Raw genomic sequence first — 18,757 nt, 5'->3', positions numbered from 1 at the left:
GGAGCACCGACATGAGGACCCGTTCGCTGACCGCCCTGTCCGCGACGGCGGCGTTGACGCTGTTCATCACCGCCGCCTGCTCGGACGACGAACCGGCGGCCGATTCCGGCACGGACCCGGCCGACACCGCGGAGCCGGCCGATCCGTCCGACGAGGGCGGCGCGCCGAGCGGGGACCCGATCGTCGTCGGCTCCACCCTCTCGCTGACCGGCGCCTTCGGACCGACGGGCATCATCCACCAGATCGCCGGCGAGCAGTTCGTCGAGCAGCTGAACGAGAACGGCGGGCTGCTCGGCCGGCCGGTCGAGTGGATGGTGCTGGACGACGAGTCCGACCAGGCGCAGGTCACCGCGCTGTACGAGCGGCTGATCGGCCAGGAGGGCGTCGACCTCATCATCGGGCCGTACGCCACCCCGAACATCATCTCCGCCATGGCCGTCGCCGAGCGGCACGGCTTCACGATGCCGCAGCACACGGCCGTGCTCGCGCCCCTCATGACGTACGAGTGCCAGTTCCCGGCCTGGTCCATCGGCCCGGAGCCCAACGCGTACGTCCCCGAGCAGGTCTTCGACGCCCTCGACAGCCTGCCGACGCCGCCCGAGCGGGTCGCGTTCGTCATCAACCAGGGCGGGTCGACGGACTTCATCGCCCAGGGCTCGCCCGACGACGACAGCGACGCGGGCGCCGTCCCCATCGCCGAGGAGCGCGGGTACGAGGTCGTCGCCGAGATCCGGTACCCGCCGGACACCACGGACTGGGCGCCCATCGCCGCGCAGATCCGCGACGCCGACCCCGACTTCGTGTTCAACAGCGGGCTGGCCGTCGACCCCGTCAACCTGTTGCAGGCCATGGAGCAGCTCGACTACCGGCCGCCCCTGATGTTCAGCCTGTTCCCGGCGCCCGGCCCGCTGCTGGGCCTGGGCGACGTGGCCGACGGGCTGCTGTCGGTGTCGATCTTCGAGCCGAACGACGCGCTCATCCAGGCGGCCGGTCCCGAGGCGCAGGCGATCGTCGACGAGTTCGAGACGCGCGCCGCCGCCGAGGGCCTGCCGTACACCGCGTTCGAGACGCAGGCCACCGCGTCGTGGAACGCCTGGGAGATCCTCGTCGCCGCCGTCGAGGGCGCCGGCGACACCGACCAGCAGGCCATGTGCGACTACCTGCACGAGAACGGCGCCGACACCACGTTCAGCGGCCACCTCGAGTTCAACCCGGACGACAACAACTTCTGGCCCAGCACCCAGGGCCTGAAGCAGATCCAGGACGGCGACTGGGTCATGGTCTGGCCAGCCGACCGCGCGGCTGCGCAGCTCCAGCCGCCGGTCGGCTGAGCCTTCCGGGCTCTGACGGTTCTGACGGGACGGGAGTCGCATGACGACACTGCAAGCCGCGCTCAGCGGGGCCCTCGTCGGGGGCATGTTCGCGGTCATGGCCGCGGGCCTGTCCCTGACGTGGGGCATGCTGAGGGTCATCAACCTGGCGCACTTCGGGCTGATCCTCGTCGGCGCCTACCTGACCTTCCAGCTGGCGACGTCGTGGGGCATCGACCCGATCCTCACCATCGTCCTGACGGTGCCGCTGATGTTCCTCGTGGGCGCGGGCCTGCAGTGGGCCTTCGACCGGCTCGGCGTCGAGGAGTTCGCGTCGCTGCTGGTCAGCTTCGGCCTGCTGATCATCGTCATGCAGACGGTGAGCAACGTGTGGAGCGCCGACTTCCAGCGCATGGACGGCGACATCAACCCGTACGCGACGGAGTCGGTGTCGATCGGGCGGTTCGTGTTCCCGGCGCCGACGCTGATCGCGTTCGTGTTCGCGGTGGTCATCGTGGTGGCGGCCGACCAGGTGCTGCGGCGCACGTTCGCCGGCCGGGCGCTTCGGGCGTTCGCCGAGGACCGCGCCGTCGCGTCGGCGTTCGGCATCGACCACCGCCGGCTCGGCATGGTGCTGGCGGGCCTGTCGGCGGCATCCGCAGCGGTCGCCGGCATGCTCTTCGCGCTCGGCAACGCCGTGACGCCGTCGACGCCGTTCGAGTGGATCGGAGTGGTGTTCGCGGTGGTCATCCTCGGCGGCATCGGCCAGGTGGGCGGCGTCCTGCTGGCCGGCGTGCTGGTCGGGACGCTGTCGGCGGTGGTGTCGGCGACGTGGTCGCCGGCGCTGTCGCCGCTGGTGCTGTTCTCGGCGATCATCCTGGCGCTGCTGTTCCGGCCGTACGGACTGCTGACCCCCGCCGCCCGGGGTGCGCGATGAAGGGCCAGGTGATGGCCCGCGGGCTCGGCGGCTTCGTGCTGGTGTTCGCCGTGCTGGCGGCGCTGGCACTGTGGCGCGAGGACCTCGGCCTGCCGATCTTCTACCTCGTGCTGGCGTCGACGGCGCTGTTCTGGATCGCGCAGGCGACCAGCTGGAACGTCCTGTCCGGCTACAGCGGCTACTTCAGCTTCGGGCAGGGCGCGTTCGTCGGCGTCGGCGCGTACACGACGGCGGTGCTGGGCGGGCGGCACGGCGTCGACTTCTACCTGACGGTGCCGGTGGCGGCGGTGTTCTCGGCGCTCCTGGCGCTGCTGGTCGGCGGGCTGGCGTTCCGGCTGCGCTCGTTCCGCGGCGAGATCTTCGCGCTGCTCACGCTGGCGGTGCCGTTCATCCTGGCCGCGCTGGCCCGGGTCAACAGCGAGATCGACGGCGGCCAGGGCGTCGTTGTGCCGGTCGCGGAGTATCCCGAGTGGCTGGCGCAGTTCCAGGACTTCCTCTACCTGCTGAACCTCATCGTCGCGGTGGCCGCGGTCGCGGCGGCGTTCGCGATCCAGCACACCCGGTTCGGCTGGGCGCTGGCGTCCATCCGCGACGCCGAGGACGTCGCCGAGGGCCTGGGCGTCGCGACGTTCCGCTACAAGATGCAGGCCATCGCCGTGACGGGGCTCATCGGCGGTGCGGCGGGCAGCTTGTTCGCCCTGCAGATCGGCTTCGTCACCGTCGAGAGCGTGTTCGGGCTGACGATCCCGCTGTTCGTCATCGTCATGAGCGTGCTGGGCGGACGGACGCACTGGGTCGGGCCGGTGCTCGGCGCCGTGGTCATCGTCCTCATCCAGGACCGGCTGTCGGCGTCCGGGTTCGAGGGCTGGAACCTCATCGTGCTCGGCGCCATTCTGGCCGTCCTGGTCGTCGTCGCGCCCGACGGGTTGCAGGCGCGGCTCTGGCGCCGGCCGTGGCAGGCCGCGCTGGCGCTGGTGGTGGTGACGGGGGTGCTGGCGGTCGTCGACTCCTGGGGCGGGCCGCTGGACTGGTTCGTCAGCGGCGTGCTGGCCGCGGTCGCCGTCGTGCTCTGGCCGGGCCGCGCGCCCACGCCGGTCGAACGCCGTCCGCCCACGGCGGCCGCAGCCGACCCCGTCGAGACCGAGGCTGACGCCGTCGTTCCCGGGCCTGTTCCTGCCCAGGCCGAGCCGGGGGAGGTACTGGTCGAGTGCCGCGAGGTCGCCAAGTCCTTCGGCGGCGTCCGCGCGCTCGACGGCGTCAGCCTGCGGATCCGCGCGGGCGAGCTGGTCGGGCTGGTCGGGCCGAACGGGTCCGGCAAGACGACGCTGGTCAACCTGCTCTCCGGGGCGTTGCGGCCAACCAGCGGGTCGATCGAGGTCGCTGGGCGCGACATCGTCGGGCTGGCGCCGCACCGCATCGCGCACGTCGGGGTCAGCCGCACGCACCAGATCCCGAAGCCGTTCGAGTCGATGACGGTCCGCGACAACGTGGCGATGGCGATCATGTTCGGGCGCTCGCCGCGGCCGCTCGGCCCGGCCCGCGAGGAGGCTGAGGCCTGCCTCGACGTCGTCCACCTGCGGCACCTGGCCGACGCCAGACCCGCGGAGATCAACCTGCACGAACGGCAGCTGCTCGAGATGGCCCGGGCCATCGCCACCAAGCCGAAGGTGCTGCTGCTCGACGAGGCGCTGGCCGGCCTCAACCCGGCCGAGATCGACGCCGCGGTCGCCGTGGTCCGGCGCATCCACGCGACCGGCATCACGATCGTCATCGTCGAGCACCTGCTGCGGGTCGTGAACCAGCTGGCCACACGGGTCGTCGTGCTGAACCAGGGCGCGCTGCTGGCCGACGGCGACCCGCGGACGGTCATGAACGACCCCGACGTCATCCGCGCCTACCTGGGGAGGCACGCCCATGCTCGAGGTACGTGAGCTCGAGGCCTGGTACGGCCAGGCGCAGGCGCTCTGGGGCATCGACGTCGACGTGGCGGACGGTGAGGTGGTCGCCCTGGTCGGGCCCAACGGCGCCGGCAAGTCGACGCTCGTGCAGGCGGTCGCCGGGCTGCACCGCTCGACCCGGGGCACCATCGCCGTCGACGGCGTCGACGTCGCCCGCGTGCCGGCCCACCGCGTCGGCGACCACGGGGTCGCGCTGGTGCCCGAGGGGCGTCGCGTGTTCGCCCGGATGACGGTGCACGACAACCTGGTGCTGGGGGCGTACCGGCGCGGGGCCCGTCCTGGGTTGGCTGCCGGGTTGGAGCGGGTGCATGGGTTGTTCCCCCGCCTCGCCGAGCGGTCGTCGCAGCTGGCCGGGAGTCTGAGCGGCGGCGAGCAGCAGATGCTGGCCATCGGGCGGGCACTGCTGGCCCAGCCGCGGCTGCTGCTCATGGACGAGCCGTCGCTGGGCCTCGCCCCCGTCGTCGTCGACGAGGTGTTCGACGCCATCCGCACCATCAACGCCGACGGCGTCAGCGTCCTGCTGGTCGAACAGGACGTCGAGCGGGCGCTGGAGGTGTCGGCGCGCGGGTACGTGCTCGCCGAGGGGCGCATCGTCGCGTCCGGCAGTGCCGCCGAGCTGACCGGGAGCGCGTTGGTGCGGAAGAGCGTTCTCGGCCTGTGATCGGCGTCGCTGCGGTCTGCCTGGCGGCTAGGTAGGGTGCGGATGTGGGCAAGGTGCACGAATCGATCGACGGCCGGCTCCGCGCGTTCATCGAGGCGCAGCAGATGTTCTTCGTCGCGACCGCGCCGAGCGGGCCGGACGGCCACGTCAACGTCTCGCCGAAGGGCATCGGCGGCTCCTTCGCGGTGCTCGACGAGCACACCGTCGCCTATCTCGACTACACCGCCAGCGGCGCCGAGACCATCGCCCACCTGCGCGAGAACGGTCGCATCACGCTGATGTTCTGCGCCTTCACCGGCCCGCCGAACATCGTCCGGCTGCACGGGTCCGGCCGGTTCGTGACGCTGTACGACGACGAGTTCGAGGAGCTGGCGGAGCTCTTCCCCGAGCGGCGCGGCGCCCGCGCCGTCATCGTCGTCGACGTCCACCGGGTGTCGGACTCCTGCGGCTACGGCGTCCCACTCATGGACTATGCCGGCGAGCGCGACCTGCTGCCGCCGTACATGGAACGCAAGGGTGCGGACGGGCAGGCCGAGTACCGGCAGCGGAAGAACAGCGTCAGCGTCGACGGGCTGCCGGCGTTCGACTACGACCCCGTGTGAGGTGAGCATGGACGCCGTCGTGGACTACGAGGGCCTCGACCTCCACGAGGGCGCAGCCGCGGCCGCCGGCTCGTTCCTCGCCATGGCGCTGTTCGTGCTGACGCTGACGTTCGCGGGTGGCGGCCCCGACGCGCTGGGCCTCGCGCTCGCGGTCCTGTTCTACGCGACGCCGATCTGGCTGGCCGGCTTCCTGCTCGTCGGCCTGCCTGTGGCGGTGTGGATCGAGAACCGGACGCCCGTGGCGGCGCCGCGGCGGGGGCGGTGGATGCGCTACGCCAAGGCCGGCGCGGTCGTGGGGCGCTGCTGTTCCTGCTGCATCCGATCTTCCTGCCGGTGACGGTCGCCGCCGCACTGGGCGGCAAGATCGGCGTCGACCTCCGGCGCCGCCGGCACCCCCGCCACGAGCCGGTGGAGAGCTAGCTCCCGCCCCGCCCGGCCGGCGTGGGACCCGTCAACCCGAGTTGATCTTGGAGTTCTGGCGGAATCGCAGGGCGGAATGTCCGATTGACACCCCCGAACCTCCAAGATCAATTTCTGGGGCGAGCAAGTCAAGGGTGTGGTCGTCGATGTGGGCGGCTAGCTCTCGCGCCTTGGCACGCCGGAGCGCTCCACAAAAGCCGCATTCCACGCGCGATCGCTCACTTCCAGCGTGCCAAGGGGGACGCCCAGGCGTGCCAAGGGTGACGGATGCGCCGTACCCGTCATTCGTCGAGCGCCTGCTCGACCCGGGTGCGGAGCCCGTCGAAGTATGTGGCGTCGGCGGTGCCGACTGGCGCCGAAGTGGCGCCGTCGAGCACGAGGGTCCGCAGGTCCCGCCAGTCGTTGCTGCGTCGGATCGGCTCTCGCGCGTGCGGGTCGGGCGAGCTGGCGCTCGAGTTGCTCGTCATGCCCACACCGGCAGGCTAGTGTCCTGAGTCGTTAATTCGCGTGCAGTATCTGGCGATGGATTCGAGGATCTGGTCGGCGGTCTTGGTCCACACGTAGGGCCTGGGGTTGTCGTTCCAGGTGTCGATCCAGGCGCGGATGTCGGTGTTGAGTTCGCGGACTGACCGGTGGGTGCCGCGTTGGAGTTTCTTCGTGGTCAGCTCGCCGAACCAGCGTTCGACCAGGTTGAGCCATGAGGAGCTGGTCGGGGTGAAGTGGAGCGTGAAGCGGGGGTGTTCGATCAGCCATCGCTTCACGGCCGGTGTCTTGTGGGTCGAGGCGTTGTCGAGCACGACGTGCACGTCGAGTTCCGCGGGCACCTCGGCGTCGATCTTGGCCAGGAACTTCTTGAACTCGATCGCTCGGTGGCGGGCGTGCAGCGAGCCGATGACCTGGCCGGTGGCGAGGTCGAGGGCGGCGTAGAGGCTGGACGTGCCGTAGCGCTTGTAGTCATGGGTGGCGCGCTGCGGGGTGCCCGGGAGCATGGGCAGGATCGGGGCCGTGCGGTCCAGGGCCTGGATCTGGGACTTCTCGTCCACGCACAGCACCACGGCCCGCTCGGGCGGGTCGAGGTAGAGACCCACGACGTCTTTGACCTTGTCGACGAACAGCGGGTCCTTGGACAGCTTCCACGACTCCTGCCGGTGCGGCTGCAGGCCGAAGGCCCGCCAGATCCGCGAGACCGCGGACTGCGACAGGCCCAGCTCGGCCGCCAGCGACCGAGTCGACCAGTGCGTCGCATCCTTCGGCGTCGTCTCCAGCGTCCGGGTGATCACCGCCTCGACCTGCTCGTCACCAACCGTGCGGGGCCGGCCAGGGCGCGGTTCATCAAGCAGGCCATCGAGTCGGTCGGCGACGAACCGCGAGCGCCACTTACGCGCACTCGACACCGCGATCCCGAGCTTCTGCGCGATCGCGGTGTTCCCCAGCCCGTCACCAGCGGCCAGCACGATCCGCGACCGCACCGCCAACGCATTCGCGCTCGTCGGCCGCCGCGACCACGTCAACAGCTGCGACCGCTCCTCATCAGTCAACGTCACAACAGGGGCAACCGGACTCGGCACCCGCAAAGCCTACCCACTAAATACGAACTATTGACTCACGACACTAGCTCTCCTCGTCGAGGCGCTCAGTCATCGACGTCGCCGATGTGGATGGCGACGCGGGCGAGGGGGAAGGGCTCGCCCAGGACGGCCTCGATCGTCGAGCCCGCCGCCTGGCGGACGGTGTCGGCGAGGGGGTGGACGGGTTGGAGGTAGCGGACGGCGACCGTGAGCCGCAGCGCGACGAGCTCGTCGCCGTCGAGGTCGAGCCTGATGTGGGTGACCTGCACGCCGTCCACGGCGTCGGCGGCGGACTGGAGGTAGCTGGTGACGACCTGGTCGCTGACGTGGAAGACGCCGGCGTCGTCGCGGGCGCGGACCGGGCGGGACCGGCGGGCCGCGGCGAGCACCGACTGCAGGATCCGCTGCGACGCCGCCGTCCAGCCGTGGTCGGTGTAGGCGCGCAGGGCCGACGCGGCACGGTCGACCACGGCGGTGCCGTCGGGATCGGGGATCAGCGCCATGCCGCCAGCCTCTCCGCGAGCCGCCGCCGGGCGCGGTGCAGCAGGCCGCGCACGACGTCGCGGGAGGTGTGCATGATCTCGGCGATCTCCTCGTAGCTGAGCTCGTCGACCTCGCGCAGCAGCCAGGCCACCCGCTGCGGCTCGGGGAGCGACGCCAGCGCCGCGTCGAGCGCGGCCACCAGTTCGTTCTCGATGATTCCACGGACCGGGTCTCCGACGCCGTCGACCATCGTGTCGTGGTCGCCGGCCTCCAGCGGCAGCGGACGCCGTTTGCGCCGGACGTTGTGGGCCTTGTTGATCGTGAGCCGCAGCAGCCAGCTGCGCAGCGCCGCCGCCCCGCGGAACTCGGCCAGGTGCCGCCAGGCCGCGAGCAGCGCGTCCTGCACGGCCTCCTCCGCGTCGCCGTCGTCGAGCAGGACGCGGCGGGCGAGCCGGTACATGACCGGGCCGTGCCGCCGCGCGATGACGCCGAACGCCACCCGGTCGCCCAGCCCCGCGCGCCGGGCGAGGACGAGGTCGTCCAGCTGCTCCGGTGTCCCGGGCCCATCGCTCACACCGGATTCGTGACCGGAATGTCCGGAATCATGCGTGACATCCGGCCAGGTGGACGTGTCCTAGCACTGTCAGCCGCACGAGCGGCCAGTGATCAGGGGGAGGCCGGCGATGACCACCGACGGACCGAACGTGTCGGCGACGGGGAGCACGACGGGGAGTACGACCGGAGGCGGAGCGACGACGGGGAGCGCTTCCGGCAGTGGGGGGACGACGGCGCCTGCGCGGGAGTCGAGGCGCGAACCCGCGCAGGGGCCGCTCGTCACGGAGATGGGCCGCACCACCATCGCCGACGGCGTCGTGTCGAAGATTGCCGGCATCGCCGCGCGCGAGGTGTCCGGCGTGCACGACCTCGGGGGCGGCGCCGCCCGCATGGTCGGGGCGATCCGCGAGCGGATCCCGGGCTCGCGCACCAACCTCCAGCAGGGCGTCTCGGTCGAGGTCGGGGAGCGGCAGGCGGCCATCGACATCGACATCGTGGCCGACTACGGCGTCTCCGTCGTCGACCTCTCGACGGGGATCCGCCGCAACGTGGTCGCCGCGGTGGAGCGGATGACCGGGCTCGAGGTCACCGAGGTGAACGTCCTGGTCAACGACGTGTACGTCGAGGGCGAGGACGAGGGCGAGCAACGCGAGAGCCGGGTCGAGTGATCTCGATGGAGCTGCCGGGGACCACCGCGGACCCGGAGCGGCAGCCGGACCGCGCCGAGATCGTCGCGGCCGCGGTGCTGGCGGTCCCGGGTGTGGCCGGGCTCTACGGCGGGCTGTTCGGCGAGGTCGCGACCCACCTGGCCGGCCGGCGGGTGGCGGGGGTCCGGATCGACGACGGCGGCAACGCCGAGGTGCACGTCGTCCTGCAGTGGGGTCATCCGGTGCCGGCGACGGCGTACGCGGTCCGCCGCGCGGTGGCGCGGCTGGTGCCCGGCGGGGTACACGTCGTGGTCGACGACGTCGCCGCCCCGGAGAACGGAGGCGAATCGTGAACACGCTGACGATCGGCCTGTTCACCGGCCTGCTGCTCGGCGTGGCCGCGGCGGCGGGCGGGTTCTGGGGGTTCGTCGTGACGGCGCTGCTCGGGCTGGTGGGCGCCGCCGTCGCCGGGCAGGTGTCCGGCGAGATCGACGTGACCGCCGTCCTGCGCGGCCGGGACCGGGAGTGACGTGAGCGCCGGAGCCGGCGCGGCCGAAGCGGCCGACGCGACGGCGCAGCAGGACGTCGACACCCGCGGCCGGCTGGAGATCCACGAGCGCGTGGTCCGGAAGATCGCCGAGCGGGCGGCCGCCGGCGTCGCCGGGCGCACCGAGCAGTCGACCGTCTGGGAGCGCCTCGGCGGCCGGTCGCTGCCGCACGCGAACGCGCGGGTGATCGGCCGGCACGTGCGGCTCGAGGTCGAGGTCGGCGCGCCGGGCGGCGCCAGCCTGCCCGACCTCGCGGCCGCCGTCCGGGACGCCGTCGCCCGCGAGGTCGCCGACCTCACCGGGTTCGCCGTCGACCGCGTGGATGTCCGTGTCGCGGCCGTCGCCCCCTTCCGCGCATCGCCGGAGGCCGAGCCGCTGCCCGCGGCGGGCCGGCCGGCCGCGCCGGGGATCGCCCGCAAGGCCGGCTTGCTGGTCGCGCTGCTCCTCGTCGCGCTCGGGATCGCGGGCATCTACGACGCGCTGGTGCAGGGCGGCGTGGTCGACGGGCGGAAGCTGGTCGAGCCGCTGCTGGAGTGGCTGGACGGGCTGGAGCCGCAGGACTGGATGCTCCCCGCGGGCATCGCCGTCGCCGCCGTGGGCCTGCTGCTGGTCCTGGCCGCGCTCTGGCCGCGGCCGCGCCGGTCGCTCCCGGTCGCGGCCCGCACCGGCGTGTTCGCCACGCGCGGCGCCGTCGAGGAGCTGACGGTGGACAGCGCGGCCGGCCACGGCGGGGTGCTCGGCGCCAGCGCGAAGGCCAGGCCCCGCGCCGTCGTCGTCCGCGTGGTCACCGACGGCGAGCCGGGGACCGCCGCCGAGGTGCGGCAGGGCGTGGCCGACCGGCTGACCCGGCTGGCCAGGGCGCCGAAGGTGCGCGTCGGCGCGCGACGCAAGGAGGAGCGGTGAACCGCGCGGCGGCGGGGGCCGAGCGGATCGCCGTCCTCGTCGTCGGGCTGGCGCTGCTGGTCCTCGGGGCGGGCGCGGCCGCCTGGGAGCGGGACTGTATCCCTGACGCCGTCGACGCCGTCGACCAGCTCGACGTCTCGGCCCTGCTCGACCGGACCGACGAGAGCTGGTGGTCGTGGGCGGTCGGGCTGCTGGGGCTGCTCCTCGTGGTGATCGGGCTGCTGTGGCTGCGGGCACACGCGCGGCGCCGGAGCCTTGGCCGGCTGAAGCTGCCCGGCACCGGCCGCGGTGGAGCACTCGAGGCCGACTCCGGTGCGCTGCTCGACGCGGCGTCGGCGGCGCTGGACGAGACGCCGGGCGTGACGGCGCGCGGCGGCCGGGTCTGGCGCGACCAGCGCGAGGTGGTCGCCGAGCTGCGGGCCGCCCTCGATCCCGGGGCCGACCTGGACGAGGTCGCCGACGCCGCCGACCGCGCCGCGGCGGTCCTCAGCACCAGCCTCGGGCCGCAGGCGCCGGCCCGCTGCCGGGTGCTCCTGGTGCGCGGCCGGCGCTGGTCGCGCCGCACGCGGGTACGGTGACGCCCACGGGCGGCGCCCAGCATCTGAACGCCGATTCCGGATGGTGAGACATCTGGTCATCCGCCTTGACGGGCGCCCTCCGGGTGAGGGACGGTGCATTCGTGCGTTTCGGCATTCTCGTACTTCATTAGCGCGTAGGCGGTACCTCGCCGACGCGCTACCCCTCGTCAGCCCACCAGGGCCGGGGGGTTTTTTGTTGCACGGGACAGCTCCAGACGCACACACGACCACACAGCAGAAGGGTCCGGCCATGCCGCAGGGACAGCCAGCCAGGGACAACGGGACGACGATGACGGGCGCCGCGAGCCTCATCCGCTCGCTCGAGGCGGTTGGCGTCGACACCGTATTCGGCATTCCCGGCGGCGCCATTCTCCCTGCGTATGACCCGATGTTCGACTCCCAGCAGATCCGGCACATCCTGGTCCGCCACGAGCAGGGCGCCGGCCACGCGGCCGAGGGCTACGCGCTGGCGACGGGGAAGCCGGGCGTCTGCATGGCCACCTCGGGGCCGGGCGCCACCAACCTCGTCACGCCCATCGCCGACGCCCACATGGACTCCGTCCCGATCGTCGCCGTCACCGGGCAGGTCGCGTCGGCGGCCATCGGCACCGACGCGTTCCAAGAGGCCGACATCCGCGGCATCACGATGCCGATCACGAAGCACAACTACCTGGTGACCGACCCCGCCGAGATCCCGCGAACCATCGCCGAGGCGTTCCACATCGCGACGACGGGGCGGCCCGGGCCGGTCCTCGTCGACGTCGCCAAGGACGCCATGCAGGCGATGACGACGTTCCGCTGGCCGGTCGAGCTCGACCTCCCCGGCTACCGCCCGGTCACCCGTCCGCACGCCAAGCAGGTCCGAGAGGCGGCCCGGCTCATGGCGGCGGCGAAGCGCCCCGTCCTCTACGTCGGCGGCGGCGTGCTGCGGGCGCGGGCGTGGCAGGAGCTGGCGCGGCTGGCGCAGCTCACGGGCTTCCCCGTCGTCACCACGCTGACGGCGCGCGGCGCCTTCCCCGACAGTCACCCGCAGCACCTGGGCATGCCTGGCATGCACGGCGGTGTCGCGGCGGTGACGGCGCTGCAGAAGGCCGACCTGCTGATCGCGCTGGGCGCCCGGTTCGACGACCGCGTCACCGGCAAGCTGTCGTCGTTCGCGCCGAACGCCGCGGTCATCCACGCCGACATCGACCCCGCCGAGATCTCGAAGAACCGCGTCGCCGACGTCCCGATCGTGGGCGACTGCAAGGAGGTCATCGGCGAGCTGATCCCGGCCATCGAGGCCGAGTTCGCGGCGGACCACCGGGCCGACCTCACCGGCTGGTGGCGCCAGCTGGACCAGTGGCGCGAGAACTTCCCGCTGGGCTACACGCCGGCCGAGAACGGCGAGCTCATGCCGCAGTACGTCATCGAGCGGCTGGGCAAGCTGGTCGGCAGCGACGCCATCTACGTCGCCGGCGTCGGGCAGCACCAGATGTGGGCCTCGCAGTACATCTCCTACGAGAACCCGAACACCTGGCTGAACTCCGGTGGCGCCGGCACCATGGGCTACGCCGTCCCGGCCGCCATGGGCGCCAAGGCGGGCATGCCCGACACGACGGTGTGGGCCATCGACGGCGACGGCTGCTTCCAGATGACCAACCAAGAGCTGGCCACCTGCGCCATCGAGGGCATCCCGATCAAGGTCGCCGTCATCAACAACGAGAGCCTCGGCATGGTCCGGCAGTGGCAGACGCTGTTCTACGACGGCCGCTACTCCAACACCGACCTCGGCAGCCGCCGCATCCCCGACTTCGCCAAGCTGGCCGAGGCCTACGGCTGCGTCGGGCTGCGCTGCGACACCGCCGAGGACGTCGACGCCACCATCGAGAAGGCCATGGCCGTCGACGACCGCCCGGTCGTCGTCGACTTCGGCGTGCACCGCGACGCCATGGTCTGGCCGATGGTCGCCGCCGGCACCAGCAACGACGAGATCCAGATCGCCCGGGGCATGGCTCCGGAGTGGGACAGGAGTGACGACTGATGAGCAAGCACACGCTGTCGGTGCTGGTCGAGAACAAGCCCGGTGTGCTCGCGCGCATCGCCGCGCTGTTCTCGCGCCGCGGCTTCAACATCGACTCCCTCGCGGTCGGGCCGACGGAGCACCCGTCGGTCTCCCGCATGACGGTCGTCGTCGACGTCGAGGACTCGCCGCTCGAGCAGGTCACGAAGCAGCTGAACAAGCTGGTCAACGTCCTGAAGATCGTCGAGCTCGACACGAGCCAGTCGGTCCAGCGCGAGCTGGTGCTGGTCAAGGTGCGCACGGACAACGAGACCCGGCCGCACGTGCTGCAGACGGTCGAGCTGTTCCGCGCCAAGGTCGTCGACGTGGCGACCGACGCGGTGACCATCGAGGCGACCGGCTCGTCGGACAAGCTGAGCGCGCTGCTCAAGGTGCTGGAACCGTACGGCATCCGCGAGCTCGTGCAGTCCGGTGTGGTGGCGGTGGGCCGCGGATCGCGGTCCATCACCGACCGCGCGCTGCGGCCCGTCGACCGCGTCGCATAATCCGTTCAGGTTTCTGAAGGCAACACAGAAGGAGAAGCCCTCGTGGCAGAGATGTACTACGACGACGACGCCGACCTCTCGGTCATCCAGGGGCGGGTCGTCGCCGTCATCGGCTATGGAAGCCAGGGCCACGCGCACGCGCTGAGCCTGCGCGACTCCGGCGTGGACGTCCGCGTCGGCCTGCAGGAGGGCTCGAAGAGCCGCGCCAAGGCCGAGGCCGAGGGGCTGCGCGTCGTGACGCCGGCCGAGGCGGCCGCCGAGGCCGACCTCATCATGATCCTGGCGCCGGACCACGTGCAGCGGCACATCTACGCCAACGACATCGAGCCGAACCTGCAGGAGGGCGACGCGCTCTTCTTCGGCCACGGCTTCAACATCCGGTTCGGCTACATCAAGCCGCCGGCCACCGTCGACGTCGCCATGGTCGCGCCGAAGGGCCCGGGTCACCTGGTCCGGCGCGAGTTCGCCGACGGCCGCGGCGTGCCGGTGCTGGTCGCCGTCGAGCAGGACGCGTCGGGCTCGGCGTGGGCGCTCGCGCTCGCGTACGCCAAGGGCATCGGCGGCCTGCGCGCGGGCGGCATCAGGACGACGTTCGCCGAAGAGACCGAGACCGACCTGTTCGGTGAGCAGACGGTGCTCTGCGGCGGCGTGTCGCGGCTGGTCCAGAGCGGCTTCGAGGTCATGACCGAGGCCGGCTACCAGCCCGAGGTCGCCTACTTCGAGGTGCTGCACGAGCTCAAGCTCATCGTCGACCTCATGTACGAGGGCGGCATCGCCAAGCAGCGCTGGTCGGTGTCGGACACGGCGGAGTACGGCGACTACACCACCGGCCCGAAGGTCATCGACGCCTCGGTCAAGGAGCGCATGAAGGACGCCCTGACGGCGATCCAGGACGGCTCGTGGGCGGCCGGCTTCATCGCCGACCAGGACGCCGGCGCGCCGGACTTCAAGCGGCTGCGCGCCGAGGGCGAGGCGCACCCCATCGAGGCCACCGGCCGCGAGCTGCGCAAGCTGATGAGCTGGGTCAAGACCAGCGACGACGACTACACCGAGGGCACGGCGGCGCGCTGACGCCGTCGACGATTCGGGGGAGGGGATCGCGATGATCTCGACGACTCATCTGCTGGCGTTCGTCATCAGCTCGTTCGTCCTCATCGCGATCCCCGGCCCGAGCGTCCTCTTCACGGTCGGGCGGGCGCTGGTCCTGGGCCGGCGCGGCGGCGTCGCGTCGGCCGCCGGCAACTCCGTCGGCGCCCTCACCCAGGCGATGGCCGTGGCGTTCGGGCTCGGCGCGCTGGTCGAGCGGTCCATCGTCGTCTTCACGATCATCAAGTTCGCCGGCGCCGCCTACCTGGTGTGGCTCGGTATCCAGGCGATCCGGCATCGTCGCTCGTTCTCGGGCACGACGGCGTCGGCGCCGGCCGGCAGCCCGCGCCGCGCCGCGCGCGAGGCCTTCGTCGTCGGGCTCACCAACCCGAAGGTCATCATCTTCTTCGCGGCCGTCCTCCCGCAGTTCGTCGATCCCGCGGGCGCGCACCCGAGCCTGCAGATGCTGCTGCTCGGGGCCGTGTTCACCGTCATGGCGTTCCTCATGGACAGCTGCTGGGCGCTCGGCGCCGGCACCGCCCGCGACTGGTTCGCCCGCTCGCCCGGCCGGCTCGGCACCTTCAGCGCCGTCGGCGGCGTCGCGATGATCGGGCTGGGCGCCCGGCTGGCGATCACCGGCCGCTCGGACTGACATACGGTCGGAGCATGCTGGTTCGCCGGCCGCGCCCCGAGCTCGCCCCGTTCGTCGAGCACCTCTGGTATCTCGACGAGCCGCTGCCGCCCGGCCGCGACCGCACCATACCCACCGGCGCGCCACAGCTCGTCGTCAACCTCGCTCGTGACCGGCTTCGGTGGTACGACGGCGACGACCTGTCGGTGTGCCGGGGGGTCGACGGTGCCGGCATGTGCGGGCCGGTGGCCCGGCCCATCGGCGTCGACACCGCCGACCAGGCGTCGACCGCGGGGGTGGTGTTCCGCCCGGGCGGCCTGGTCGCGTTCGGCGACGTCCCGGCGTCCGCGCTCACCGATCCGGTCACGTCCCTGGGTGACCTCTGGGGCGCCGACGGCGTCAGCGTGCGCGACCGCGTGCTCACCACGCGGACGCCTTCCGAGCGGCTCGACGTGCTGGAATCGGTGCTGGTGTCCCGACTGCGGGGCGCGCGCGTTCCGGCGCCGGACGGTGCTGTGTTCTACGCGGCCGGCGAGCTGTCCCGCGGCGCGGCCGTCGCCTGGGTGACCGAGCGGACCGGCCTGTCCGCGTCGACCCTGCAGCGCCGCTTCCGCGCCGCCGTCGGCCTGTCGCCCAAGCAGTTCGGCCGGGTCCGCCGGCTGCAGCGGGTCCTGCGGACGGTGACGGTCCCGGCCGGCGACGGCGGTGTCGACTGGGCGCAGGTCGCGGCGGGGCACGGCTACTTCGACCAGGCGCACCTCATCCACGACTTCCGTGCGCTCACCGGCCTCACCCCCGGCCGCTACCGCCCCCGCTCCGCCGCCGAGCACAACCACGTCCCGCTCGCCTGACCTCCCGTACTGGCTGGATGGCGGGCGGTTTGGTGGTGCCAGGGCACCACCAAACCGCCCGCCATCACACCGCTCCCGCACTCGTCCTGACCGATTTCTCCAAGCGCCCACCGTCGGGGCGGGGACACGATGGACCCATGACCGACATGACCGTGACCCCGAAACTCGTCGTCGAGGGGGCCGACGCGGCCCTCGACCTCTACAAGAGCGCGCTCGGCGCCGAACCCGGTGAGCGCCACGACGGGCCAGGCGGCAGCGTCGTGTACGCCGAGTTCCGCATCGGCGGCACCGTGCTGTCGATCAAGGATGCCGACCAGTACGACGCCGCCACCACCGCCATTCTCACCCTCGACGTCCCCGACGCGGACGCCGTCTGGGCCGCGCTCGAGCAGGCCGGCGCGACCGTCGTCTTCCCGCTCGACGACCAGTCGTACGGGCTGCGCCAGGGCCGGCTGCGCGACCCGTTCGGCATCCAGTGGATCATCTCGCAGCAGCCGGACTCCGCGACCCGCTGAGCACGTCCGTCACCAGCCCGGCCAGCAGGTCGACCCCGTCCGTCGACAGGATCGACTCGAGGTGGAACTGCACCGACGCGAACCCGGCGCCGCGCAGCGCGAACACCTCGCCCGACGACGGGTGGGCCGCGACCTCGAGCCCGGCCGGCACCTCGGCCCCGGCCGGAAGCGACGCGGCGAAGGTGTTGTAGAAGCCGACCCGGGTCTCGCGGCCGAACAGCGACACTGGCCGCTGCGTGCCCTGGTACGGCTGCGGCAGCGGGCCGACCGGCAGGCCCAGCGCACCGGCCAGCACCTGGTGGCTCAGGCACACGGCGAGCAGCGGCCGCCCCGCCGCCAGCCGCCCGGTGACGACGTCGTGCAGCCGCGCGATCCGCGGGTCGGCGAGGTCGCGCGGGTCCCCGGGCCCGGGACCGGAGACGACCAGATCGAACCCGTCGCCGGCCCCCGTCTCGTCCCAGCGGCGGACGTCCGCGCGCATGCCGAGCCGCCGCAGCAGGTGCGCCAGCATCGCCGTCCACCGGTCCTCGGCGTCGACGATCAGCGCCGTCCGCCCGGCCAGCGCCGGCCGCGCGTCCGGTCCCTGCGGCCGCAGCCAGAACGGCGCGAGCGTGCGATTGCGGGCGGTCAGGGCGGCGGCGATCGCGGGGTCCTCGGCGAACGACGGCCGATCGGCGGACGACGGCGACGGCGTCCGGCTCGCTCGTGGCGCCGCCTCCCGCAGGCCGAGCGCCGTCAGCACCCCGGCGGCCTTGGCGTGCGTCTCGGCGACCTCGTGCCCGGCGACGGAGTGCCGCACCAGCGTCGCGCCGACGGGGACCCGCACCGTCCCGTCCGGGTCGAGGTAGGCGGTCCGGATGAGGATCGGCGCGTCGACGGTGAGCCGCTCGCCGTCGTGCTCGATGAGGGCCGCGACCCCGGCGTAGTAGCCTCGCCCGCCCGCCTCGTACCGCGTGATGACCCGCGCCGCGTTCTCCAGCGGCGACCCCGTCACCGTCGGGGCGAACATCGTCTCGCGCAGCACGTCGCGCACGTCCAGCCGCGTCGTCCCCTCGAGCAGGTACTCGGTGTGGACGAGGTGGCTCATCTCCTTGAGGTACGGCCCGAGCACGCGCCCGCCGTCCTCGCAGACGGCGCTCATCATCTTGAGCTCCTCGTCGACCACCATGAACAGCTCCTCGGTCTCCTTCGGGTCGGCGAGGAAGCGCAGCAGGTCGTCGGCGGTCGCGCCGCCGGCGGGGACCCGGTAGGTGCCGCTGATCGGGTTCATGACGACGGTGCCGGCGTCGACACTGACGTGCCGCTCCGGGGTCGCGCCGACCATCGTCACGTCGCCGGCGTGCACGGCGAAGGTCCAGTAGGCGCCCGGTTCGCCGGTGAGCAGCCGGGCGAACAGCCGCAGCGCCGTGTGCGCGACGTTGCCGCTGAGACGGGCGAGGTAGTCGCGGCGGATGACGAAGTTCGCCCCGGCGCCGCGGCCGATCTCGTCGCGGATGACCCGCCCGACGATGTCGGCGTACTCCTCGTCGGCGACGTCGAACCCGCCAGGGGTGACGTCGACACCGTCGCCCCCCAGCGCGGCGAGGACGGCGGCGCGGGACAGCTGAACCCGTCGTCGCACCCGCAGGCACCGCAGCGGGACGCCGTCGTCGTGACACTCGAAGCCGCGCTCGGCCAGCTGCCGGTACGGGACCAGGGCGAGCGTCGCGCCGTCGCCCTCCGGCAGCGGGATCTCCGCCAGCCGGTCGACGTCGACCACGTCGCCCAGCAGCAGCTCCACCTCCGGCCGGCCCGCGCGGGCGAGCAGCGCGAACGGCGGGGGAGCGGGATCGTCGAGCAGGTCGGTGAGCATGTCGGTCCTTCCGGTCGAGCCTCGACCGGGCGGAAGAACGCCGGACACGACGACGACCGCCTCGGAGGAGGCGGTCGCTTGCGTGGGGTACGCGAGGGGGTGAGC

Annotated in this window: 22 protein-coding genes; 17 read left to right on the top strand and 5 right to left on the bottom strand. The window is 72.5% G+C overall.

What is annotated here, in order from left to right; translation table 11 throughout:
- Positions 1 to 11: 11 nt before the first annotated feature.
- Genes HD601_RS25135 through HD601_RS25110 form a run of 6 tightly spaced genes read left to right on the top strand, consistent with a single transcriptional unit; the run spans position 12 to position 5,805 of the window.
- The gene (locus tag HD601_RS25135) at positions 12 to 1,331 is read left to right on the top strand and encodes an amino acid ABC transporter substrate-binding protein (RefSeq protein ID WP_184826554.1); all 1,320 of its coding nucleotides are present in this window, start codon (positions 12 to 14) and stop codon (positions 1,329 to 1,331) included.
- A gap of 40 nt (positions 1,332 to 1,371) precedes the next feature.
- Entirely contained in the window at positions 1,372 to 2,247 is an 876-nt protein-coding gene (locus HD601_RS25130) for a branched-chain amino acid ABC transporter permease (RefSeq protein WP_184826552.1), read from the top strand.
- On the top strand, positions 2,244 to 4,178 hold the full coding sequence (locus tag HD601_RS25125) for a branched-chain amino acid ABC transporter ATP-binding protein/permease (protein ID WP_184826550.1): 1,935 nt from the start codon (positions 2,244 to 2,246) through the stop codon (positions 4,176 to 4,178). The genes HD601_RS25130 and HD601_RS25125 overlap by 4 nt, the downstream gene beginning before the upstream one ends.
- A complete protein-coding gene (locus HD601_RS25120; RefSeq protein WP_184826548.1) occupies positions 4,162 to 4,866 on the top strand; it encodes an ABC transporter ATP-binding protein in 705 nt (234 codons plus the stop codon). Before HD601_RS25125 ends, HD601_RS25120 begins: the two co-directional genes overlap by 17 nt.
- A gap of 44 nt (positions 4,867 to 4,910) precedes the next feature.
- A complete protein-coding gene (locus HD601_RS25115) occupies positions 4,911 to 5,468 on the top strand; it encodes a pyridoxamine 5'-phosphate oxidase family protein (RefSeq protein ID WP_184826546.1) in 558 nt (185 codons plus the stop codon).
- A 7-nt stretch (positions 5,469 to 5,475) separates the two neighbouring features.
- Positions 5,476 to 5,805 carry a hypothetical protein gene (locus HD601_RS25110; RefSeq protein WP_184826544.1) on the top strand — a complete coding sequence of 110 codons (330 nt, stop codon included), beginning with the start codon at positions 5,476 to 5,478 and terminating at the stop codon, positions 5,803 to 5,805.
- A 364-nt stretch (positions 5,806 to 6,169) separates the two neighbouring features.
- Here the strand turns inward: HD601_RS25110 and HD601_RS25105 are convergent, their stop codons facing one another.
- The 4 genes from HD601_RS25105 to HD601_RS25090 all read right to left on the bottom strand — a co-directional run bounded on the left by HD601_RS25105 (position 6,170) and on the right by HD601_RS25090 (position 8,513).
- Positions 6,170 to 6,355 (bottom strand): type II toxin-antitoxin system ParD family antitoxin, encoded by a 186-nt coding sequence (locus HD601_RS25105; RefSeq protein WP_184826542.1) that lies wholly within the window; start codon positions 6,353 to 6,355, stop codon positions 6,170 to 6,172.
- Between the two features lie 15 nt (positions 6,356 to 6,370).
- Entirely contained in the window at positions 6,371 to 7,456 is a 1,086-nt protein-coding gene (locus HD601_RS25100) for an IS630 family transposase (protein WP_184820886.1), read from the bottom strand.
- 65 nt (positions 7,457 to 7,521) lie between these two features.
- Positions 7,522 to 7,959 carry a hypothetical protein gene (locus HD601_RS25095; protein ID WP_184826533.1) on the bottom strand — a complete coding sequence of 146 codons (438 nt, stop codon included), beginning with the start codon at positions 7,957 to 7,959 and terminating at the stop codon, positions 7,522 to 7,524.
- Entirely contained in the window at positions 7,950 to 8,513 is a 564-nt protein-coding gene (locus HD601_RS25090; RefSeq protein WP_184826531.1) for a sigma-70 family RNA polymerase sigma factor, read from the bottom strand. The genes HD601_RS25095 and HD601_RS25090 overlap by 10 nt, the downstream gene beginning before the upstream one ends.
- 109 nt (positions 8,514 to 8,622) lie before the next feature.
- Between HD601_RS25090 and HD601_RS25085 the strand changes: the two genes are divergently transcribed.
- From HD601_RS25085 to HD601_RS25035, 11 genes are all read left to right on the top strand, one after another.
- On the top strand, positions 8,623 to 9,162 hold the full coding sequence (locus tag HD601_RS25085) for an Asp23/Gls24 family envelope stress response protein (protein ID WP_184826529.1): 540 nt from the start codon (positions 8,623 to 8,625) through the stop codon (positions 9,160 to 9,162).
- Between the two features lie 5 nt (positions 9,163 to 9,167).
- A complete protein-coding gene (locus HD601_RS25080) occupies positions 9,168 to 9,494 on the top strand; it encodes an Asp23/Gls24 family envelope stress response protein (RefSeq protein ID WP_184826527.1) in 327 nt (108 codons plus the stop codon).
- Complete coding sequence (locus tag HD601_RS25075) at positions 9,491 to 9,670, top strand: hypothetical protein (RefSeq protein ID WP_184826525.1); 180 nt, start codon at positions 9,491 to 9,493, stop codon at positions 9,668 to 9,670. Before HD601_RS25080 ends, HD601_RS25075 begins: the two co-directional genes overlap by 4 nt.
- Before the next feature lies 1 nt (position 9,671).
- Positions 9,672 to 10,592, top strand: coding sequence for a DUF6286 domain-containing protein (locus tag HD601_RS25070; protein WP_184826523.1), 921 nt, complete (start codon positions 9,672 to 9,674; stop codon positions 10,590 to 10,592).
- The gene (locus HD601_RS25065; RefSeq protein WP_184826522.1) at positions 10,589 to 11,170 is read left to right on the top strand and encodes a hypothetical protein; all 582 of its coding nucleotides are present in this window, start codon (positions 10,589 to 10,591) and stop codon (positions 11,168 to 11,170) included. The genes HD601_RS25070 and HD601_RS25065 overlap by 4 nt, the downstream gene beginning before the upstream one ends.
- A gap of 193 nt (positions 11,171 to 11,363) precedes the next feature.
- Entirely contained in the window at positions 11,364 to 13,193 is a 1,830-nt protein-coding gene (locus HD601_RS25060; protein WP_425503434.1) for an acetolactate synthase large subunit, read from the top strand.
- Positions 13,193 to 13,717, top strand: coding sequence for an acetolactate synthase small subunit (ilvN, locus tag HD601_RS25055; RefSeq protein WP_184826518.1), 525 nt, complete (start codon positions 13,193 to 13,195; stop codon positions 13,715 to 13,717). Before HD601_RS25060 ends, ilvN begins: the two co-directional genes overlap by 1 nt.
- 42 nt (positions 13,718 to 13,759) lie before the next feature.
- A complete protein-coding gene (gene ilvC, locus HD601_RS25050) occupies positions 13,760 to 14,788 on the top strand; it encodes a ketol-acid reductoisomerase (RefSeq protein ID WP_343076447.1) in 1,029 nt (342 codons plus the stop codon).
- 31 nt (positions 14,789 to 14,819) lie between these two features.
- On the top strand, positions 14,820 to 15,455 hold the full coding sequence (locus HD601_RS25045; protein WP_184826516.1) for a LysE family translocator: 636 nt from the start codon (positions 14,820 to 14,822) through the stop codon (positions 15,453 to 15,455).
- A gap of 14 nt (positions 15,456 to 15,469) precedes the next feature.
- Positions 15,470 to 16,285 (top strand): helix-turn-helix domain-containing protein, encoded by an 816-nt coding sequence (locus HD601_RS25040; protein ID WP_184826514.1) that lies wholly within the window; start codon positions 15,470 to 15,472, stop codon positions 16,283 to 16,285.
- A 137-nt stretch (positions 16,286 to 16,422) separates the two neighbouring features.
- On the top strand, positions 16,423 to 16,800 hold the full coding sequence (locus tag HD601_RS25035) for a VOC family protein (RefSeq protein ID WP_184826513.1): 378 nt from the start codon (positions 16,423 to 16,425) through the stop codon (positions 16,798 to 16,800).
- Here HD601_RS25035 and HD601_RS25030 read toward each other — a convergent pair.
- On the bottom strand, positions 16,766 to 18,652 hold the full coding sequence (locus HD601_RS25030; protein ID WP_184826511.1) for an anthranilate synthase family protein: 1,887 nt from the start codon (positions 18,650 to 18,652) through the stop codon (positions 16,766 to 16,768). The two genes, HD601_RS25035 and HD601_RS25030, sit on opposite strands and share 35 nt — an antisense overlap.
- Between the last annotated feature and the right edge of the window lie 105 nt (positions 18,653 to 18,757).

It is taken from the genome of Jiangella mangrovi, assembly GCF_014204975.1.
Classification (GTDB): domain Bacteria; phylum Actinomycetota; class Actinomycetes; order Jiangellales; family Jiangellaceae; genus Jiangella; species Jiangella mangrovi.
This window is presented reverse-complemented; position numbering and strand designations above follow the sequence as displayed.

Coding starts and splice junctions, on each gene's coding strand:
- HD601_RS25135 (WP_184826554.1), top strand. CDS start 12: ATGAGGACCCGTTCGCTGACCGCCCTGTCCGCGACGGCGGCGTTGACG.
- HD601_RS25120 (WP_184826548.1), top strand. CDS start 4,162: ATGCTCGAGGTACGTGAGCTCGAGGCCTGGTACGGCCAGGCGCAGGCG.
- HD601_RS25080 (WP_184826527.1), top strand. CDS start 9,168: ATGGAGCTGCCGGGGACCACCGCGGACCCGGAGCGGCAGCCGGACCGC.
- HD601_RS25125 (WP_184826550.1), top strand. CDS start 2,244: ATGAAGGGCCAGGTGATGGCCCGCGGGCTCGGCGGCTTCGTGCTGGTG.
- HD601_RS25030 (WP_184826511.1), bottom strand. CDS start 18,652: ATGCTCACCGACCTGCTCGACGATCCCGCTCCCCCGCCGTTCGCGCTG.
- HD601_RS25110 (WP_184826544.1), top strand. CDS start 5,476: ATGGACGCCGTCGTGGACTACGAGGGCCTCGACCTCCACGAGGGCGCA.
- HD601_RS25095 (WP_184826533.1), bottom strand. CDS start 7,959: ATGGCGCTGATCCCCGATCCCGACGGCACCGCCGTGGTCGACCGTGCC.
- HD601_RS25035 (WP_184826513.1), top strand. CDS start 16,423: ATGACCGACATGACCGTGACCCCGAAACTCGTCGTCGAGGGGGCCGAC.
- HD601_RS25085 (WP_184826529.1), top strand. CDS start 8,623: ATGACCACCGACGGACCGAACGTGTCGGCGACGGGGAGCACGACGGGG.
- HD601_RS25040 (WP_184826514.1), top strand. CDS start 15,470: ATGCTGGTTCGCCGGCCGCGCCCCGAGCTCGCCCCGTTCGTCGAGCAC.
- HD601_RS25130 (WP_184826552.1), top strand. CDS start 1,372: ATGACGACACTGCAAGCCGCGCTCAGCGGGGCCCTCGTCGGGGGCATG.
- ilvN (WP_184826518.1), top strand. CDS start 13,193: ATGAGCAAGCACACGCTGTCGGTGCTGGTCGAGAACAAGCCCGGTGTG.
- HD601_RS25105 (WP_184826542.1), bottom strand. CDS start 6,355: ATGACGAGCAACTCGAGCGCCAGCTCGCCCGACCCGCACGCGCGAGAG.
- HD601_RS25045 (WP_184826516.1), top strand. CDS start 14,820: ATGATCTCGACGACTCATCTGCTGGCGTTCGTCATCAGCTCGTTCGTC.